General features: G+C 42.7%; 13 protein-coding genes. 6 read left to right on the top strand and 7 right to left on the bottom strand.

Annotated features, from left to right (window positions below; translation table 11 throughout):
- Positions 1-5 precede the first annotated feature (5 nt).
- The 6 genes from FTX54_RS04375 to FTX54_RS04350 all read right to left on the bottom strand — a co-directional run bounded on the left by FTX54_RS04375 (position 6) and on the right by FTX54_RS04350 (position 10,306).
- Positions 6-893: a carbohydrate ABC transporter permease gene (locus tag FTX54_RS04375; protein WP_147803275.1), complete on the bottom strand. Its 888-nt coding sequence runs from the start codon at positions 891-893 to the stop codon at positions 6-8.
- 80 nt (positions 894-973) lie between these two features.
- Positions 974-2,299, bottom strand: coding sequence for an ABC transporter substrate-binding protein (locus FTX54_RS04370; protein ID WP_147803276.1), 1,326 nt, complete (start codon positions 2,297-2,299; stop codon positions 974-976).
- A gap of 23 nt (positions 2,300-2,322) precedes the next feature.
- Positions 2,323-4,755 (bottom strand): family 78 glycoside hydrolase catalytic domain, encoded by a 2,433-nt coding sequence (locus FTX54_RS04365; protein WP_147803277.1) that lies wholly within the window; start codon positions 4,753-4,755, stop codon positions 2,323-2,325.
- Positions 4,756-5,549: 794 nt separating this feature from the next.
- Positions 5,550-6,767 carry an L-rhamnose isomerase gene (rhaA, locus tag FTX54_RS04360; protein WP_246125593.1) on the bottom strand — a complete coding sequence of 406 codons (1,218 nt, stop codon included), beginning with the start codon at positions 6,765-6,767 and terminating at the stop codon, positions 5,550-5,552.
- A gap of 13 nt (positions 6,768-6,780) precedes the next feature.
- On the bottom strand, positions 6,781-8,214 hold the full coding sequence (gene rhaB / locus FTX54_RS04355) for a rhamnulokinase (RefSeq protein ID WP_147803279.1): 1,434 nt from the start codon (positions 8,212-8,214) through the stop codon (positions 6,781-6,783).
- A gap of 25 nt (positions 8,215-8,239) precedes the next feature.
- A complete protein-coding gene (locus FTX54_RS04350) occupies positions 8,240-10,306 on the bottom strand; it encodes a bifunctional aldolase/short-chain dehydrogenase (RefSeq protein WP_147803280.1) in 2,067 nt (688 codons plus the stop codon).
- A 320-nt stretch (positions 10,307-10,626) separates the two neighbouring features.
- Between FTX54_RS04350 and FTX54_RS04345 the strand changes: the two genes are divergently transcribed.
- The 6 genes from FTX54_RS04345 to FTX54_RS04320 all read left to right on the top strand — a co-directional run bounded on the left by FTX54_RS04345 (position 10,627) and on the right by FTX54_RS04320 (position 17,831).
- A complete protein-coding gene (locus FTX54_RS04345; RefSeq protein ID WP_147803281.1) occupies positions 10,627-11,400 on the top strand; it encodes a DeoR/GlpR family DNA-binding transcription regulator in 774 nt (257 codons plus the stop codon).
- A 432-nt stretch (positions 11,401-11,832) separates the two neighbouring features.
- Entirely contained in the window at positions 11,833-13,161 is a 1,329-nt protein-coding gene (locus FTX54_RS04340) for an FAD-dependent oxidoreductase (RefSeq protein ID WP_147803282.1), read from the top strand.
- 554 nt (positions 13,162-13,715) lie between these two features.
- The gene (locus FTX54_RS04335) at positions 13,716-14,573 is read left to right on the top strand and encodes a putative capsular polysaccharide synthesis family protein (protein WP_187254498.1); all 858 of its coding nucleotides are present in this window, start codon (positions 13,716-13,718) and stop codon (positions 14,571-14,573) included.
- Positions 14,574-15,155: 582 nt separating this feature from the next.
- Positions 15,156-16,025 (top strand): DMT family transporter, encoded by an 870-nt coding sequence (locus tag FTX54_RS04330; RefSeq protein WP_147803284.1) that lies wholly within the window; start codon positions 15,156-15,158, stop codon positions 16,023-16,025.
- A gap of 629 nt (positions 16,026-16,654) precedes the next feature.
- Positions 16,655-17,311 carry a TVP38/TMEM64 family protein gene (locus FTX54_RS04325; protein ID WP_147803285.1) on the top strand — a complete coding sequence of 219 codons (657 nt, stop codon included), beginning with the start codon at positions 16,655-16,657 and terminating at the stop codon, positions 17,309-17,311.
- A gap of 76 nt (positions 17,312-17,387) precedes the next feature.
- Positions 17,388-17,831, top strand: a complete 444-nt coding sequence (locus tag FTX54_RS04320; protein WP_187254499.1) for a hypothetical protein — start codon at positions 17,388-17,390, stop codon at positions 17,829-17,831.
- A 494-nt stretch (positions 17,832-18,325) separates the two neighbouring features.
- Here the strand turns inward: FTX54_RS04320 and FTX54_RS04315 are convergent, their stop codons facing one another.
- Positions 18,326-18,796, bottom strand: a complete 471-nt coding sequence (locus FTX54_RS04315; RefSeq protein ID WP_246125588.1) for a thioredoxin family protein — start codon at positions 18,794-18,796, stop codon at positions 18,326-18,328.
- Between the last annotated feature and the right edge of the window lie 117 nt (positions 18,797-18,913).

The raw sequence follows: 18,913 nt of genomic DNA, 5'->3' as shown, positions 1-18,913 counted from the left end.
CCTCCTTACTGTGTCGAATCTTTCCATGAATACCTATATACTACATACGAAACTATGAAGCTAATAATTAAAAGGAAAACCGCCAAAGTACTGCCGTATCCATAGTTTCCATATGTAAATGCATTATCATACATTAACACCGAAAGCGTCATCGTGCTGTTTCCCGGTCCGCCGCCTGTAAGAGCGACAACCTGCTCAAACACCTTCAGTGTTCCGTTAAGGCTGAAGATAATTGCTGAAATAAGAATAGGCTTCATCAAAGGCACGACAATAAATTGAGCGAGTTTCAATCCGTGAGCTCCGTCCATTCTGGCCGCCTCAATGATATCTTCTGGAACATCCATCAATCCAGTGTAGAGAATGATTGCATAGAAGCCCATGGCTTTCCATATTTCCATGAGACAAAGAATCCAAAAAGCTGTACTCGTCTGCCCAAGCCATGGCTGAATCATCGCTTCAAGCTGAAGGACATCAAATAAACTGTTCACGAGCCCTAACTGCGGTGCAATTTCAAACAGCTTGGAAAACAGCTGGGCAATGGCTACAGTAGGGAGGACAACCGGGAAAAATATAAGTGTCCGGATAATAAAAGATCCTTTTTTAATATAAAAAGCATATAGCAGTGCCAGCAAAAGTCCCAGCAGCACCTGGCCTGAAGTAACAATAACTGTAAATCCTATCGTGATCCAAAGGCTGTTATAAAATTCTCCATCTCTAAACATTTGGATGTAGTTAGAAATACCGGTGAATTCAAAACCTGACAGCGGAGATCCGGAAAAAAATGTATACACAATGGACCAGACTATCGGTACGAGCAATATCAATAAATAAATCAAAAAAGCAGGTGCGATGAATATAAAAATCGCTTTTTTATCACCTAAAACTTTTTTCATTTATTTTCACCCACTTTCGTCGCCTAAATTTGAGAGAAAAGCTGAATGCAGGAGAAAATCCTCCTACATTCAGATGTGCATTATTCGTCGTTCAGCGCTTCCTGCAGGGATTCCATATATTCCTGAGCTGACATATCTCCACCGATCAGCAGCTGGACATTGTTTTCGGACACACTCTGCTGCTCCGAATTAAAGCGGCCTTCAAACCACAGGGCAGCATCTTCTGCTTCATTGATTTGTTCGATGACGTTCCGGGTCAGGTCGTTGGTATCCTCTGGAATTTCATCAATTTCAAATCCTGTAATCATTCCTAATTCATTCATTGCGCGCTCTCCATACTGCGAAAATGTGTGTTCGGTCCATTCTTTCATTTGCTCGTCATAATTATTTTGCGACATAACCACCGAAAGACCTGTATTCATTGACCATTCATTTAAATTCCCTTCTCCGCCTTCTACTTCTGGAATGTTAAAGAGACCGATATTATCGATGCCAATCATGTTCCGCTCTTCATTACTGAAATTGCCTAAATCCCAGCTTCCACTGTAGTACATAGCAGCATTGCCTTGAAGGAATACATCGAGCGCCGTATCGGAATCAATCGTATTTACACCTCGTCCGAAGTACCCATTGTCTGCCATCTCCTGCACAGTTTCTGCGGCCTCTATAAAGCCCTCATCTGTAACGCTTAGTTCACCGTTTTCCACACGCTCCATGGCATCAACACCGTAGTAACGGATAACATATCCATTAATGTAACGGGTAAGCGGCCACATTTCTCCTCCAGCTGCTGAAAAGGCCTGTTCGCCTTCATCAGTAAGCTGCTGGGCTACTTCCATCATTTCTGACCAAGTCTGAGGTTCTTCCAGTCCGTACTCATCAAACATTTCCTGGTTGTACCAGAAACCTTCAATATTAAGTTCAGTAGGAAGAGCATATAGTTCTTCACTATCTGTCATAGACTCAAGTAAACTTAGTGCAGCGGGATTAATTTCCTCATAAATTCCCATTTCTTCAAACTCTTCTCCAATATTGACAATTAGATCATTATCGATAAAGTCGTCCAGCTGATTTCCTTCATACTTAAACAATTCCGGGAGATCATCGCTGGAGGCCCGCAGCTGTACCTGCTGCACGATATTACCCTGCTCGATCGTCTCCACGCTGAATTCGGTCCCGTCGAACTCTTCATCTAATGAATTTAATATATAAGCTTCTGAATCACTAATTGTATTATTTGACAAGTGGTTTACCGTTCGTACATCTCCTTCTTCAGCACTATTTTCACCTGCGTTTTCATTTTCAGTGTTTCCTCCCCCTTCTTCCTCGAAATCACTGCTATTCCCGCAGGCAGATGCAATCAAGACTACTGAGACAAGTGTAGAACCTAACAAATATTTTTTCATACTAATTCCCCCTGAATTATATTTTATAATGAAGCTTTGCTGTTAGTTACAGTGGATTGAAAAACGTGTGTTCCGGCCTCAAGCTCTATTTCCTTTGAACCATCAGGCAAAACAGCCGTGGCTGTCGTGTTCGGAGGGACCGTCACCTCCCAGGAAAAGTCATCCTTGTCCAGCTTCCAATGAGACCTAACTTCTCCATATGGAGTTTCATAAACGGCGTCTACAAAACCAACCCGTGGATCCGGATACGGTTGAAGCCGGATGTGACGAAATCCTGCGTTTTGCTCTGATGTTTCTATTCCAGCCATATACCGGTACATCCATTCACCTACAGACCCAAGCGAATAATGATTAAAGGAATTCATTTGCGCTGTTTGAAAGCCATTATGAGCTGTCCATCCATCCCATCTTTCCCATATTGTTGTTGCCCCGTGATTGATAGAGTATATCCATGAAGGATAGCTTTCGTTTAGAAGCAGATCATAAGCTTTGTCCTGCCTTCCTTCTTCAGTTAAAGAAGGAAGAAGGTAGCCGACACCTAAAAATCCTGTAGTTAGATGATTATTATGCCGTTGAAGATTTTCCAGGAACTTCTTTAACACAAGTTCCTTTTTCTCTCCTGTTACTAGATTCATATACAACGCAAGCACATAACCTGTTTGAGAATCCCCGTGCACTTCTCCATTTTCATGTATAAGCTGCTTATCAAATTCTCGTTTAATAGAGGATTCAAGTTTTCTAAAGTAATCAGCATCTTCTTTATGTCCGAGTACAGTCGCAGCTCTGGACATCAGATTAGCATTATGGGCGTAGTAAGCACTTGCTACCACAATTTTGGGAGTATACGAATTTACTGCCAGCCAGTCACTGTATACCGTGTTGGCAGATCCCAGTCCGTTCTCACTTCTATTTTCCAAATAGTTCATCCATCTCTTCATTGCTGGATAAAATGTTTGAAGTACTCTCTTATCTCCGTTGGTCAAATATATGGTCCAGGGAATGACTACTCCTGCATCTCCCCAGCCTGCATTGCTCTCAGCCATCCAGTTTTCAATTGGATGATTTACCTCTGGAAGAATAGTGCGCTGTTTTTGATAATTAGCTGCTTTTACTTGGTGCCAGCCGGCATCCGGTGCAATATCGGGAAACGCCCCGCTCTCAAACTGAGCATCGACTATGTCATAAACATATTTTGTAAGAAAATTGGAAATATTCATATTATAACTTGCCGTCCGTGCAAATATCTGAGCATCTCCGGTCCATCCAAGTCGTTCATCCCGCTGAGGACAATCGGTGGGAATACTAACAAAATTACCTCGCTGCCCCCAAAGAATATTATGAAACAACTGGTTTACTTTTTCATGCCCTGTCGTAATATTCCCTATTTCCTCCAGGGAAGAATATGCGGCACAAGCTTCTATGTGCATATCGTCCAAAGTTCCTTCTTCTACACTGACTTCTACATAGCGAAATCCAAAATAAGAGAATCTGGTTTCGTAAACTTCTTCCTCCCCGCCTCTCATCGTATAATTAATTTCGGCGCGTGATCCTCTTAAGTTTTCCCTGTAAAGCTCATCGTCTTCTTCCAGCATTTCAGCGAACCTGATTTTAAGACGCGTATTTCTTTTTCCGGAAGCTTTAAAACGAACCCATCCTACAAGATTCTGTCCGAAGTCCATCACTGTGCGTTGCCCTTTCGTCTTTTGCCACTCCGGTTCCCATACTTTTTGCACTTTAACAGGAGGGTCCACCTGAGAAAATAGCAGATCTGGATTCATGGCGTGAACTTCGGGAGAACCGAGATTATTCAGCGATTCTTGTTTTCTCGCATCGATATCTTCCCCATGAATAATGTCAGCCATTTCGATTTCTGTTTCCCTTACTTCCCATTCGCTGGAGGTGGGGAAAATGTCCGAGGATCCATCTTCATATTCAACATGTATTTCTGCTGCAAAAGCAGGAATGGTTCCATACATCTCCCTGCCAATCATTCCGACCTGCCCGCAGTACCATCCAGGCGCCAGATCTGCTGAAATAGTTATGTCTTGTCCACTCTGCGATTTCCATTGATCAGTAATATCGTACATTTGATATTGGATACGTTTTTCGTAATCGGTAAAGCCTGGTGCCAGCCTGTCCTCAGTCAGCAGTGCACCATTCAGCTGCATAGTATAAACTCCGAGAGCTGAAGAGGTAATACGTATCGATGCAATTGCCTGCTGCGGTATTATTGTGTGCTGGAAGCGGACAACAGGAAGATCCCTGCTTTGCTGTATTCCATTATATTTTTCTTTTGAAAGAGAAATCCATGAGGCTTGCCACGGAGTATTTCTTTTTCCTGTGATAAAAACCGCTTTATCACTCCATTCAATCGACTTATCGTTTTCATCCCATCCTTGAACCTGCCATTCGTACTTAGTTAAAGGATCCAGCTCCTCACCTTCATAAGGTATCAAATGTGACTCCGAAGAATGAACTTTCCCACTGTTCCAAATTTCTTTTGATGAAGCGCTTACAATAATCTGATATGCCCTCTGTCGTTTTATCGATCCTGCAGTATATTTCCAACTAAACCTGGGGAAAACTTCATCTATTCCGATGGGATTAATCTGATGTTCTACTCGCAAATCTTTTATTCCCAACTTACCACCCCTTAATATTTGTAATAATCAATTTATTTTTTATTATAAACATAAAAATTTTTAAAATCAACATTTTATTTTGGGAATTAATATTAATCGTCTTCTTCTGCTATTCTTAAACCCGCCTGCAGAGCACTTTCGCCCACTGTGAATTCAGCTCTCATTCCTACCTGGCGGCCAATTAAAATAAAATTGATACAGTCCGACAATGTACCATCGTCAGACACTCGATAAATTTTTTAGTACCCTGAGCCACAAGAGGCTCAGGGAGACTTTTTTAAATCTCAATATTGTTTAAAAGATGCAGTCTAACAGCTTTTCCTTTTTGATCTATTCGCAAAAGGGCTGTTGTATCAGAATAAGCAAGTCGATATGTGAGAGTGGTAAAGACGGTCACTTTACTTTTAGACAGAAGGATCTCCTGTTTTTATTATTAGCCTTCAGCTATATCAGCCGTTTCCGATACTCCAATGTGGATAATCCACATTTTCAACATTCCTGCTAAGAACGTCCAGGTTGCCTCCGTATCATAATCTTAAGCACAAGCAGCTTCATTCCTAATTATTATCCTGCTTAACCCTATTCCAAAGCTTGAATAACACTCATCTTCAACGTGTAGAAAGAACGTCTTTTTCATAGGTTTTTACTTCAGTCAGCCATTCGGCTGCTGGAGGGACGTCATGTGTTTCACAATAGTAGTCCCAAACAGCGCCGAATGGATAGGTTTTGAATTCCTCAAGTATTGCAAGGCGTTCTGTATAATTTCCCGCCTCCTGCAACTGTTTCAATTGTTCGTTTGGCATCAAGTGGGCAAACAAAAGGGCCTTACACATATTGCGTGTGCCAATCACCCAAGCTGCAATCCTGTTGATACTAGCATCAAAAAAATCAAGGCCGATGTTCACTTTTTCTGCTGCCCCATTTCGAACGATTTCGAGGGCAAGTTCTTTCAGTTCGTCATCAAATGCCACAACGTGATCGGAATCCCAGCGTACCGGACGGGAAACGTGAAGGGCTATTTTCTCCTGGAAAGGAAGAAAAGCGGAAATTTTATTCGATACCATTTCTGTCGGATGATAATGCCCGGTATCGAGAAGACACAATTTGTTGTTCTTCATCGCGTAGCTTAAATAAAACTCGTGCGAACCGACCACATAGGCTTCTGAACCGATGCCAAACAGCTTGCTTTCCACCGCATCCAGGTTATGCCGCGGGTCGATCTCTTCTTTAAAGATCTCATCAAGAGAATCTTTTAAACGCAGTCTCGGCGTGTAGCGGTCGGAAGGCACATCCTTAAACCCATCCGGAATCCATATATTCGTTAACGCCGGCGTCCCCAGCGCCTTCCCGAATGCTTCGCCGATTTTCCGCGACCTTCGGCAGTGTTCAATCCAGAAGCGGCGGATGTTTTCATCTGCATGGGCCAGCGTCAGCCCGTCTTCAGCCTTCGGATGAGAAAACAAAGTAGGATTAAAGTCGAGTCCGAGTCCGTTTTCTTTTGCCCAGTTGATCCATCTTTGGAAGTGATGCGGCTCCAATTCATCCCGTCCAACATCTTTTCCATCTGTTTCCGCATAAATGGCATGCAGGTTTACTCTATGTTTTCCCGGGATAAGAGAAAGAGCTTTTTCTAAATCCTGACGAAGCTCTTCTCCGTTTGAAGCTTTCCCCGGATAATCGCCCGTTACTTCTATACCTCCGGAAAGTTCCTGTTGATTCACCTCAAAGCCTGTAACGTCATCTCCCTGCCAGCAGTGAACCGAGATAGGAATCTTCGCAGTATCCCTCATGGCAGCCTCCACATCAATGCCCCATTGTTCATACATTTGCTTTGCTGATTCAAAACGCTGGTTCGTTGTTGTATCCAAAAAGACCCTCCTTAGGTTCATACCATTTTAGGTTATATGATTTGCGAATAGTATCCCGAGCTTCGGTGAGATTAAAAAACTGCTTTTGAGCGATCATTTGAACGACTGCATTACCTAAAGCTGTGGCTTCCACCGGTCCTGCTATCACTGTTTTTCCGGAAAAATCAGCCGTGAGCTGGTTCAGCCATTCGTTCTGACTCCCCCCGCCGAATAAGTGAATCGATTTGTACTCGTTTTCCGTAAGCTTTTCTAATTCTGAAGCGGCTGCTGCATATGAGGACGCCAGACTTCGAAACACGCAGCGGGCTTCCTCTCCCGGTCCATCTGGTTTATTACCTGTTTCCCGGCAGACGGTTTGCAGTGTCTTTCTCATGCTTTCAGGATGCAGGAATCTGGGATCGTTCACATCGATGATCTCATCAAATGATGCTTCTTTAGCCAGGTGGACAAGGTCCGTAAACGAATAGGCATTGCTATATTCACGTTTTATTTCCTGGATCATCCACAATCCCATGATATTCTTAAGAAAACGGATGCGGCCTTCATAGCCCCCTTCATTTGTAAAATTTCGTTCAAGGGAGGCTGGTGTAAGACTCGGTTCTTCCAGCTCTGCTCCCATAAGAGACCATGTTCCCGAGCTTATAAATAAACTGTTTTCAGTGAGCGGCGCTCCGGCTACAGCTGAAGCTGTATCATGCGTCGGAGGGAGAATAACATCGAGTTTCGAAAGGGTGCCCGGGAGAAACTCCTTTTTCACCTGGCCCAATGAACTTCCTGGTGCAAGGATTTCAGGGAAGATCGAATCTGGAAAATTCAGCAATTTCAATACCGTAGGTGACCACTCTCTGGATTTTGCATCGACGAGCTGTGTTGTAGTTGCATTCGTATATTCTGCAGCTTTTTTTCCTGTGAGACAGAAATGCAGGTAATCGGGCAGCAATAGAATGCTCGATACTTTTTTCCAGGCTTCGCTTTCCTGTTTTCGGTGGGCATAGATTTGATAAATGGTATTAAATGGCTGGAACTGAATACCAGTTGTACTATATATCTCTTCAAAAGAAACAATCTCATGGAGCTCGCCAATTACAGTAGACGTACGTGCATCACGATAAGCTATCGGAGGCATGATCCGTTCGTCTTTATCGTCTAAAAGTACGTAGTCCACAGCCCATGTATCAATTCCAATACTTTGGGGCTTCCAGCCGTTGTTTACTGCTGTTTTGATACCATAAAGAATATGTTCAAATAAAGCATCTATATCCCACGTTTTGTAATTTTTCCAACTGATCATTTCATTTGAAAACCGGTGCATTTCATTTTCATAGATATGGTTATCAATATATGAAACTGCAATAACACGGCCGCTTGAAGCGCCAATATCAACAGCTAGATAACAATTCGTCAAGATCGCTTCCTCCTTCCATACTACATCAGCGTGTAAAGGCTGCCGGGACGCCACCGTCTACAGTAATCATACAGCCTGTAGTTTTGGATGATTGGCTGGAGGATAAAAAGGCGATGGTTTTAGCGATATCTTCCGGCAGAATATCAACGAGCAGCGTCGTACGCTTGCGGTAATGTTCCTGCAGTTCATCAGGATGAATACCATAAGCCGCCGCACGCTCTTCTTTCCAAGAGGAATCCCAAATTGCAGAACCTTGAAGAACAGCATCGGGGAGAACTGTATTCACACGGATGCCAAAAGCTCCGCCTTCTGCTGCTAAACATCTTGCCAGGTGAGCTTCCAATGCTTTCACAGAACTATACGCGGAAGCATTTTTTCCTGCATATACTGAATTTTTAGATCCGACAAAAACGATGGCTCCTCCTGTCCCTTGATCTTTCAATAAAGAAAATGCCTGTTTGGATACAAGAAAATAACCCGTACCGAGCACATCCATGTTAAGCTGCCATTCCTTAAGTGTGGTTTCTTCAATAGGATTCGAGGTGGCAAGTCCTGCGTTATTAACTATAATGTCAATGCCTCCGAAATGAAGGACTGCTTGTTGATAAGCAGATTTAATTTCTTCTTCTTTCGTTACATCCATCTTCACTGCTATCGCTCTGCCCGCCCCATAAGAAGCATTAATCTTATCGGCTACCTGCTGAGCACCTTCCAGATTAAGATCTGTAACGATTACGTGAGCTCCTTGCTGGGCATAAAGCTTGCACGTCTCGCCTCCAATTCCCCCGGCTCCGCCTGTTACAATCGCGGTAGACCTTGAAAATTCTGATTCTGGAGGAGCAAGCGAAAGCTTATAAAGCTCTAGCGGCCAGTACTCAATTTCGTATGACTCCTTTTCATTTAAAGAAACGAATTTACCGAGTTTCTCTGCTCCTTTCATCACCTGGATTGCCCGGTTATACAAAGCGCCGCTGACGTTGGCCATCTTGACATCTTTTCCGCTGTTAATCATGCCAATACCAGGTATCAAAATTACCCGCGGTGCAGGCTCAAACATCTCGTCTCCATCTCGTTTGTTACGCTCGAAGTAATCCCTGTAGTCTGATTTATAAGTATGAATGCCTTTTTTTAATTTATCTTTCAGAGCAGCAATACTATCCTTCTGCGGATCCCAGGAAATATAAAGCGGCACCCGCTTCGTATGAACTAAATGATCTGGACACGCCGCTCCCACCTGAGAGGTAGAGTCTGCATTTTTTCCGTTCACGAATTCCAATACAGCTTCATTGTCATCATATGTTAACAATACCTGCTTCTCTTCTTTCATCTGACCGCGCACTAAAGGAAGGATCTCGCTCAAGACTTCTTTTCGTTCAGCTTCTGAAAGAGATTTAAAGGCATCTCCTCCGAATGGCTCTTTGCTGTTCTGCTTATTAATGTACGCTTCTGCCTCCAGAATTACGGAAATGGTTTTATCGTAACTCTCTTTCGCTGTATCTCCCCAAACCACAAGTCCATGCTTTTCCATTAAAACAAGGTCTGCCTTAGGATTAGCCGCTACTCCTTCAGCAATCATTTTGGACAATTTAAAACCCGGGCGTATATATGGCACCCATACATAGCGGTCTCCGAATATCTCATCAGCTACTTCCCTGCCGTTGTCAGCACAGCAAATACTAATAATAGCATCCGGATGAGTATGATCTACATGTTTAAAAGGAAGAAAAGCATGAAGCAGAGTTTCAATCGAAGAACGCGGATGGCTGCTGTCTATCATGCAGTTACTTAAGTACTTCACCATCTCTTCATCACTCATGTCTTCTCTTTCGAGGAGTGGCTTAATGTCTTCCAGGTTCAGTCCCGTGAAATTTTCTGGTCCCATTGAAGCAAGGTCAGAGCCGCTCCCTTTCACCCACATGACTTCCTGGTCCCGGTTACGGAAATCTTTTTCCACTGTCTTCATGGATGTATTTCCACCACCCACATTACAGACTGCACGGTCCGAACCGATCAGATTTGACCGGTAAACCAATTCTTCCAACGGCGATGAAATTGATTCTGCTTTTTGGTCATTCCAGAGATTTTTTACCATAGTATCCTCCATATAATAAAGTGTCTTCCTGTCTTATGTGTATTATAGACATAAAAATTTTTGTTTTCAACATTTTTTATTTTATAACATGGATTTTTTATGGTTTAATAAAATAAATTCCACATTTATCTACCTATTTTTATTGAAATTGGTTATTATAGAGAGGAATACAAACTGCATAATTCTACTTTTTGAATATTAATCTCTTTTCCTGAAAGGACTTTATTGCTTGAATAATTAGCTTTTAGCAATTATCTTCTATACTAGGAGTATTATTTGACACAATATTTATAAATTCCATATTAGAGGAGTTGAATTACATGCTTTCTGTAGAATCCAAAGTTGACAAACGTCACCAGAAAATTCTTGACCAGCTTAAACAGATGGGGAAAGTTAAAGTACACCAACTAAGCCGTGATCTTACGGTAACCGAAGAAACAATCCGCCGCGACCTGGAATTTTTGGAGAAACAAAAATTACTTATTCGCACTCGTGGAGGAGCCATTCAATCCAGCTCGGAAGGATTTGAAATTCCCTCCCTGGAAAGGGAGAAAAAACACCTTAAGGAAAAGAAAAATATAGCAGACGTTGCTTTAAAGGAAATCAAAGAAGGGGAAATCATAGCAATTGATGCCAGTACGACCACACTGCAAATGGCAAGAAAAATTCCAAATATACCACTTACTGTTATTACTAATTCTATTCATGTATCCATCGAACTTTCCAGAAAAGAACACGTTACGGTGATACTCACCGGCGGATATCTCCGGACAGAATCGATGTCCCTTGTAGGTGTCACCTCTGATAAAATTATTAATGATTACCACATCAACACATTTTTTATTTCCTGTACAGGTATAGACGTTTCCTGGGGAGTCAGCGACAGTCATGAACTCCAGGCCCGTACAAAACAGCGTATCGCGGAACTGGCTGATCGTATCGTTGTGCTTGCGGATCATACGAAATTTGATCAACGGTCCCTGATAAGATGGCTGCCGATTGATAGTGTCGATACGATCATTACCTCCTCCTCACTCGATGCCGCTGCTAAAAGGCGCTATGAAGAAAAAAACTTCCATTTGGTATTGGCCTGATTCATGATTGATTTTCACTTTTTTCAAATAAAATATGCTCGAAAACCAAATTTAAAAACACCCCTTAAGTCAGATGGAACAACAGATGCCTTAGAGGGTGTTTTTTCTTTAGAACAAAAATTAACTAACTTAAAAATTATAGAAATCACAAGATTGTAAAATAAAGACTCCTCCACCTTTCCTCCTTTGTATTACACGTAATATCTCCAACTTCAAAGTTCTTTTTGAACTGCTCAAAAAGAGCCTTCCCACCCCATAAATAACGTTGGAGCTTATTCTTAACATCCCCTTCATACCGTTAATCAAGTTAAAAATATTCCTTCTTGTGAATTAGTGAGCATTTATTTTGCTATTCTTTTTTCAAGTGTCTATACTAACGTTATAAGCAATTTGTGATTAATTTCACAATAATATTTTTAGGAGGATCATCAAATGAAAATAGCTGTTATTGGAAGCACCCATGCTGGAACTGCAGCGGTTACAAATATGGCGGAACTTTATCCTGAAGCGGAAATTACCGTATATGAGAGAAATGACAATGTCTCTTTTCTTTCCTGCGGCCTTGCTTTATACGTTGGCGGTGTCGTGGAAGATCCTAAAGGGTTGTTTTACTCCTCACCGGAAAAACTGAGAGCGCTTGGCATCAGCTTGAAACTGCAGCACGATGTATTAAATATCGATACGGACAATCAGGTTATAGAAGCTGTCAACCTCGTGACCGGCGAACAATTGACAGACAGATACGATAAACTCGTAATGTCGACAGGTTCATGGCCCGTCACTCCCCCGATCCCGGGAATTGAACTCGAAAATGTACTGCTTGCTAAAAACTACAACCAGGCCAATACGATTATCGACAAAGCGAAACAGGCTGAACACGTTACGGTCGTCGGTGCAGGCTACATCGGCGTGGAGCTTGTAGAAGCATTCGAGAAAGCCGGCAAGCAGGTAACACTGATTGACGGCGTCGACCGGATTTTAAACAAATATCTGGATGAAGAATTTACGAATCTCGTTGAGCAGGACTTTCAAAGCCGGGGAATTGAACTGCGGCTCGGAGAATCCGTGAAGGAATTTTCCGGAGCAGAGAAAGTGGAAGCGGTCGTTACGGATAAAGGCCGTGTCGAGACAGATCTCGTTATTATGTGCGTAGGCTTCCGTCCCAACACCGGCTTGTTAAAAGGAAAAGTGGCCATGCTCGACAACGGCGCGATCAAAGTGAATGAATATATGCAGACGAGTGATCCTGCCATTTACTCCGCCGGCGACTGTTGTGCGGTAAAATATAACCCTACCGGAAAGCATGCCTACATCCCGCTCGCTACGAATGCTGTACGGATGGGAACACTTGTCGCCAAAAACATTATCCAGCCGACCATGAAAAATATCGGCACCCAGGGAACGTCCGGCCTCCATATTTTCGATTTAAATATGGCTTCTACCGGATTGACGGAAACGTCCGCTCTTGCTTTAGGAGTCAATGTGAAAAACATCACAATAAATGAAAAACACCGTCCGGAATTTATGCCGACTTCAGAAGATGTGCAGCTGAAGATTTCCTATGAGCCGGAAACGAGAAAAATTCTCGGCGCTCAGGTAATTTCAAAAGCTGACGTCACGCAGTCCATCAATACGCTGAGTGTCTGTGTACAGACAGGTATGACCATTGACGAGCTCGGCTATGTCGACTTCTTTTTCCAGCCGCACTTCAACCAGCCTTGGAATTTTATGAACAAAGCTGGATTGGCAGCTGCCCTGTAAAAAAGTAGAGGAAAAGATGTACAAAGGATCGTGATGCCTTTCTGATAAATACTCGTCTTTTACCTGCTTGAGTTCATTACCTGTTCTGCTCATTTTCTCTTGTAAAAAAACAACAAAGAAACAGCCGGCCCGCAAAAATCAGGGGCCGGCTGTTTTTCTCGTTTTAAATCAATAGGATCACTAAGATTCTCTTCAATGTAATTTAATGCGGCGTTTATTTCTTTTAACATATCCATGAATGTACGTCCCCCTCTCTTTAATATTATAAAAGGTGGAACAACTTCCCACCCGACATTTTATGCTCACTTCAGTCGGGTAAAGTCGTTGGGGAAAATCGGATTCGATAAAAAATCATCGTGAAATGGCAGGGAAAACATCTTTTCCATAAGTCACTTCCCATTTAGTTTTGAACGTCCTTCTATATAAATGGTACAATCAAAAACAGGAATTTCACTCAAAAGAAAGAAAAAAGGCTGCTCCATGCGGAGAGAATTGATCATTGAGGTAAGCCGTTTTCTATGGAAAAAACGGATGTCAAAAGAAAGGAGCTCTTTATGCTTAGAAAAATCAAGTATTTTAACGACACGTACCGAAAAAATGAAAATCTGGTACTGATTCATCAAATGGGTAAAGTAGGATCCACTTCGATTACAAGTTCTTTGAAGACCATCGGATTTACTCCTATCCATGTGCACAGTTTTTACTCGCCTCTCTCTACTCAAATGTACAAACACTATCACTCGACCAAGTATTATCGTTCCTTCGGCTATCGTCTCCGTTATTTCTTACGGCATCAGCTCGTTCTGCGGCTGCTGAAAAGCCGGAAAAAATTAAAGATAATCAGCCTTGTCCGGGAGCCGGTATCAAGAAATATGTCGATGTATTTTCATGCTTTTCATGTTCCCCTTATGGATATTAACAAACACAAAGACAACCGCAGGGAAGAAAACACCAATATGGAAGCTTTCAGGAATGATTTTTTCAAAAAATTTAATCACACTTACGGTGTTAATTGGTTTCACGAAGAATTTCAGCGGGCGTGGGGAGTTAACATCTACGAATACCCGTTTAACCGGGAGGAAGGACATACGGTTATCCGCGAAGGAAACCTTGAAATTCTGCTTTTAAAGATGGAAAGGCTGAACGACTCGGAGACAGTGATCGCAGATTTTCTCGACCTGCCGGAATTCGAATTAAAAAATGATAATATGGGAAGCAAAAAATGGTATCATGCGGTCTATAAGGAATTTAAAGAAAAGCTGCATCCGAAAAGAGAATACCTCCATCAGCTATATGAATCCGATTATATGAGTCATTTTTATACAGACGATGAAAAAGCCTCTTATCAGGAAAAGTACCTCCAGAATCGAAACGATGTCCGGCATATTTCCCGTTCCACCGTAAACGAATAAGTCAGTTAAAAGAGCTGTTCCGTAAGGATAGAGGCACAGCTTCATACGGACAAAAGCCTGTTAGACAAATTCACGTCTAACAGGCTTTTTAATACTTCGTCCTGCTCCTTTCCAGGCTGTCTCGATATACCTTTTGAGACAGCCTTTTCTTAATTAAAATCGATTGAATACTTCTGATTTATCATTTACGAAAGCAGAGATGGCATTTTACCTTCTCTGCTTTTTATATTACGTCGTTAGGCATTTCAGATTTCAATCAGTAAACTGCTTTACATTTTTTCACCCCTTAAAATTTGAATTTCCATTCTGTATGAAGACAGTTTCAGGTTTAGGTATAGGTAATAAAAGGAATCAGCGATAAAGCCATTAATAAAACATTTTTTAGAAAACGCTGTTGAAGCGTTCGTTGTTGACTAGTACAAGAAACTCAGCTGCAGCTCTCCCACGAAAGAGAGCTCCGGGGCGGTGAAGGACGAGTCGAAGATCCATCCCGCCCCGATGGAAACTAAAAATGATGATCAACTGTAGGGCTGACAGTTCGAGCAGTAATTCGGATCATTAATTATCTTTAGGAGGTGCGCGATGAAATATGCAGGTGTAGGTTTAGTGATGATGGCTGCTGTATTCTGGGGGATCAGCGGAGGAATTGGTGATATTTTAATGGACAAGGGCTGGGACCCTATCGTGATTTCCTTTTACAGAGGGGCTGTTGGGTTTATATGCTTCTCCATATGGTTTCTCTTACGCTTCAAAAAGAATTTGAATATTTCCAAGCGTGTGTTCACCTGGTCGCTTTTAGCCGGTGTCGGCGTAGCTGGAAACTTTTCATTTTATTATTTGAGTATCGAAGCCTCCAGCGTTCCTGTAGCAGCTACATTAATGTACACCGCTCCTGTGTTTGTTCTGTTAGCTTCTTTTATATTTCGCATAGAACGTTCAACCTGGTTTAAATGGGGCTGTATTGCCAGCGTACTAACGGGAATTATCCTGCTTACGGGTGCTTATAATCCCGAATCGATTTCCGTCAGTTTCCTCGGAACAGCAGCGGGGCTTGCAGCCGGTCTTTCCTACGCTGTGTTTATCTTCGGTTTTAAAAATGCCTCCGCTGCAGGAAGACCGCAGGCTATTTTGACTATCGCCTTCTTTTCTTTCTGTGTCGTCCTTCTTTTCTTTTCGGATAGGAATCAAGCTTTCAGTGTCGTAACATCGGACGATATTGGATGGTTTATTCTGTTAGGGCTTGTCGGGGCCGGTGTTTCATTTATATTTTATGTGATTGGTATCCGGATGACGGCACCTACTACAGCTTCGATGGTCGCCATGGTCGAACCGGTCACTGCTTCGTTATTTGGTGTCCTGCTGCTGGGCGATTTTTTGAACATCATTCAGCTTCTTGGTATGGCACTCATCCTGCTTACAGTCACGTTCCTAAGTGTAAAGCAGGCCGGGTAAATAAAATAGAGTCACCATGGAATGGACAGAGGAAAGTACCTCTGTCCTATTTTATGCTGGAGTGGCTATGATGCGCGAAGCCGTGCCCTAGACTTATAGGAGACCTCTTTTCATTTATAGTTCTACCCATGTTTCACGTTCCGGCAGGCGTCTTAGCCCGGTGAATGTTTATTGAATGGCTGTCTTACGAAGCGGAAACCGTCCTGCGGAAGATTTAAGAAAACCTCTGAAATTAGGCGACATTAAATCCATTCCATCAACGACATCGCTGAGTTTTACTTTTGCCATAGCAGATCCTCCTTCAATTTAACTGGGTTCTTGTTCCAGTCTCCTATCCACATATTACATCCTTATGTTATTTTATTCTCTCCCTTCGTTCAAGGCCCTTCTTATTTCAGGAAACTTTATTAATCCCTCTAAAATCTTTATACCTCTCAGACCTTATTCCTTACTCCAAGTCAATAATTATGCGAAACTGTGTAGACAAAGCTGCCTGAATTTTTCTGCTGAAATTTTAGAAAACTGTCAGCTGCCTTACTGAATTTACACCCGGCAGCGTCTATACTGACTTTTGTTACAGTCTTCAGGAAAACACTTCAGACAGCAGACTGTTAAAAGGAGATCAGATCATGAAAAACAAACGTTTATGGATCAAAATTATTCTGTCCTTACTTATATTCGGCACCGTCGCCTATATTACCCATTCTTATTATGACATTAGCCCGCAGGCTATTCGGGAATTCATTCTTTCCTTCGGATGGTGGGGCCCGGTCGTTTTTTTCTTCATCTACACAATCGGCCCTCTTGTATTTCTGCCTACTTCTGTCTTATCTCTTGGTGCAGGACTGGCATTCGGGGTTTGGCCTGGTGTCCTGTATATCATGCTCGGAGCCTCCGGAGCAGCCGTTACAGGCTATATTATGGCTCGCTTCTTTGGGAGCTCTGTCATAAAAATAGACCAGTACGCCTGGTCGGAAAAGGTCTTCAAACAAATGGACAAACGGGGATTTATGTACGTGTTTGTCCTCCGCCTCATCCCTGTCGTCAGTTTTGATCTGCTCAGTTTCTTAGCCGGTTTTGCCAAAGTGAAATTCAATTATTACATGATTGCCACCGTTATCGGAATTATTCCAGGCGTGTTCGCCTACGGCTTTTTAGGAGCGAGCATCGCCTCCGGGGAGGCAGTGATGATTTTCGCTGCTATAGGGGTATTTATTGTCCTGCTCGGAATCACTTATTACTTCCGCAGCCATGTAAAGCGGTATCTTGGACTGGCAGACGAATAATGTAAGCGGCCTTACAGAAAAATCATGGTTCCTTTAGTAAGCTGAACCTGTAAATAAACAAAGGACCGTGATGAAAGTGAAACGTCCAGGAGGAAAAGCCCTTTCCTACGTCGTGTTTGGCGGCATTATCAGCGGGGTCCTTTTCGGTATAATGATGCAGATGCAGGGAATGATCGGCATGGCCGCTGCGATGGTCGGGAGTGAAAGTACCGTTGTCGGATGGTTCGTTCATATGGTGATCAGCGTCATATTCGGTATCTCATTCGTTATGCTGACCTTCTTCATCCGTAATATGTGGACTGCCGCGGTCGTTTTGGGGATCGGTATTTGGATTGCCGGTCCGCTGGTGATCATGCCGCTGATGCTTGGAATGGGCACCATGATTGGTCAGGCGTTGGCTCCTGACCAGTTGATGAGCCTTGTCACTCACCTGTTTTTCGCTTTTATCACAGCGGTCGTTGTTAACGTGCTTCAAAGAATCCGGAAACTGTTCTTCGAAGCGGCACCTGTACCTCTATAAGCAGGCCAATTAATATTTTCCAAAAAACACTATTTTTCTTTATCCATCCTTACTCTTCTTAATACCTTTCCTCAAGACCAGCTTAACGATTTTTTGGTCTGACAATCCGTAAGCGGTATTACATTTACATATTCTAATGTTTTCTCGTATAACGGGAATAGAACCAGGTACATGAGTGATAAAGTTATTAATACAGGGGTAGTTGTTTCGCTTGCCGCGAAGAAAAAAAAGCCCCGGACACTCAAAAACAACAGGCAGCTTGCACAGAGCCACTCATTCAGGACCCCTGCACCAGAAGGGATGAAAAATATCCTTGTACAGGAAAAGAACTTCCTCTCTGTACAGATGGAGTAAATGATGATCAAAAAGGGTCTTCTTTCTTTAGAAAGCAGCCAGCCTAAAAAAACCACCGGAGAACAACTTATCCTCCAGTGGTTTTTCTATTGAAATCTGCTATTCTTCTGTTTTGTTATTGATGCTACGGAGTTCCTTACTTAGCTTCCAGGAAGAAAGCAGCCATCCGGCCCGCAGACCAGTCCCTGGCTTCTATGAAGATCTTCCTGCTTTTTTTCTTTTTGAAGCTGCTCCTGCTGCCAGTCAAAATCAATTTCAGAACCAAATTTTTCCGGAAAACGGATCTGCCAGCGCTGTTTCCGTATCGTAAAATTATCCGGGTCCAATAGAACAGCATCGTCCAGCTCTTTCAACGCTTCCGTGTCTCTCTTCTGTCTGGCGTACTCCATACCCAGTTTGTATTTGGTCTGGGCCAGCTGAAGTTCAAGACCGGTTTCCTGGCTGCCATTATGACTTTTATCAAAATTCACCGTTTCTGCTTCCCCGCTGATCAACTGTTCCACCGCTTTGACATCCGCAGGGTCTGCCACATCGAATCCTTCTTTGAGCAGCCGGATCGTACCTTCTTCATCAATAAATATTCCATTAGGGATTTTTTTGAACTGAAACAAATTTACTAATTGATTGTTTTCATCTATTACCGTAGGAAAAGTCGTTTCTTTTAAGAAAGGCTTTACGGTCCCGGCACCCTGGCCATCGACCGCTACGGATAAAATTTCGAAATTCTC

Source organism: Alkalicoccus halolimnae (assembly GCF_008014775.2).
Classification (GTDB): Bacteria; Bacillota; Bacilli; order Bacillales; family Salisediminibacteriaceae; genus Alkalicoccus; species Alkalicoccus halolimnae.
This window is presented reverse-complemented; position numbering and strand designations above follow the sequence as displayed.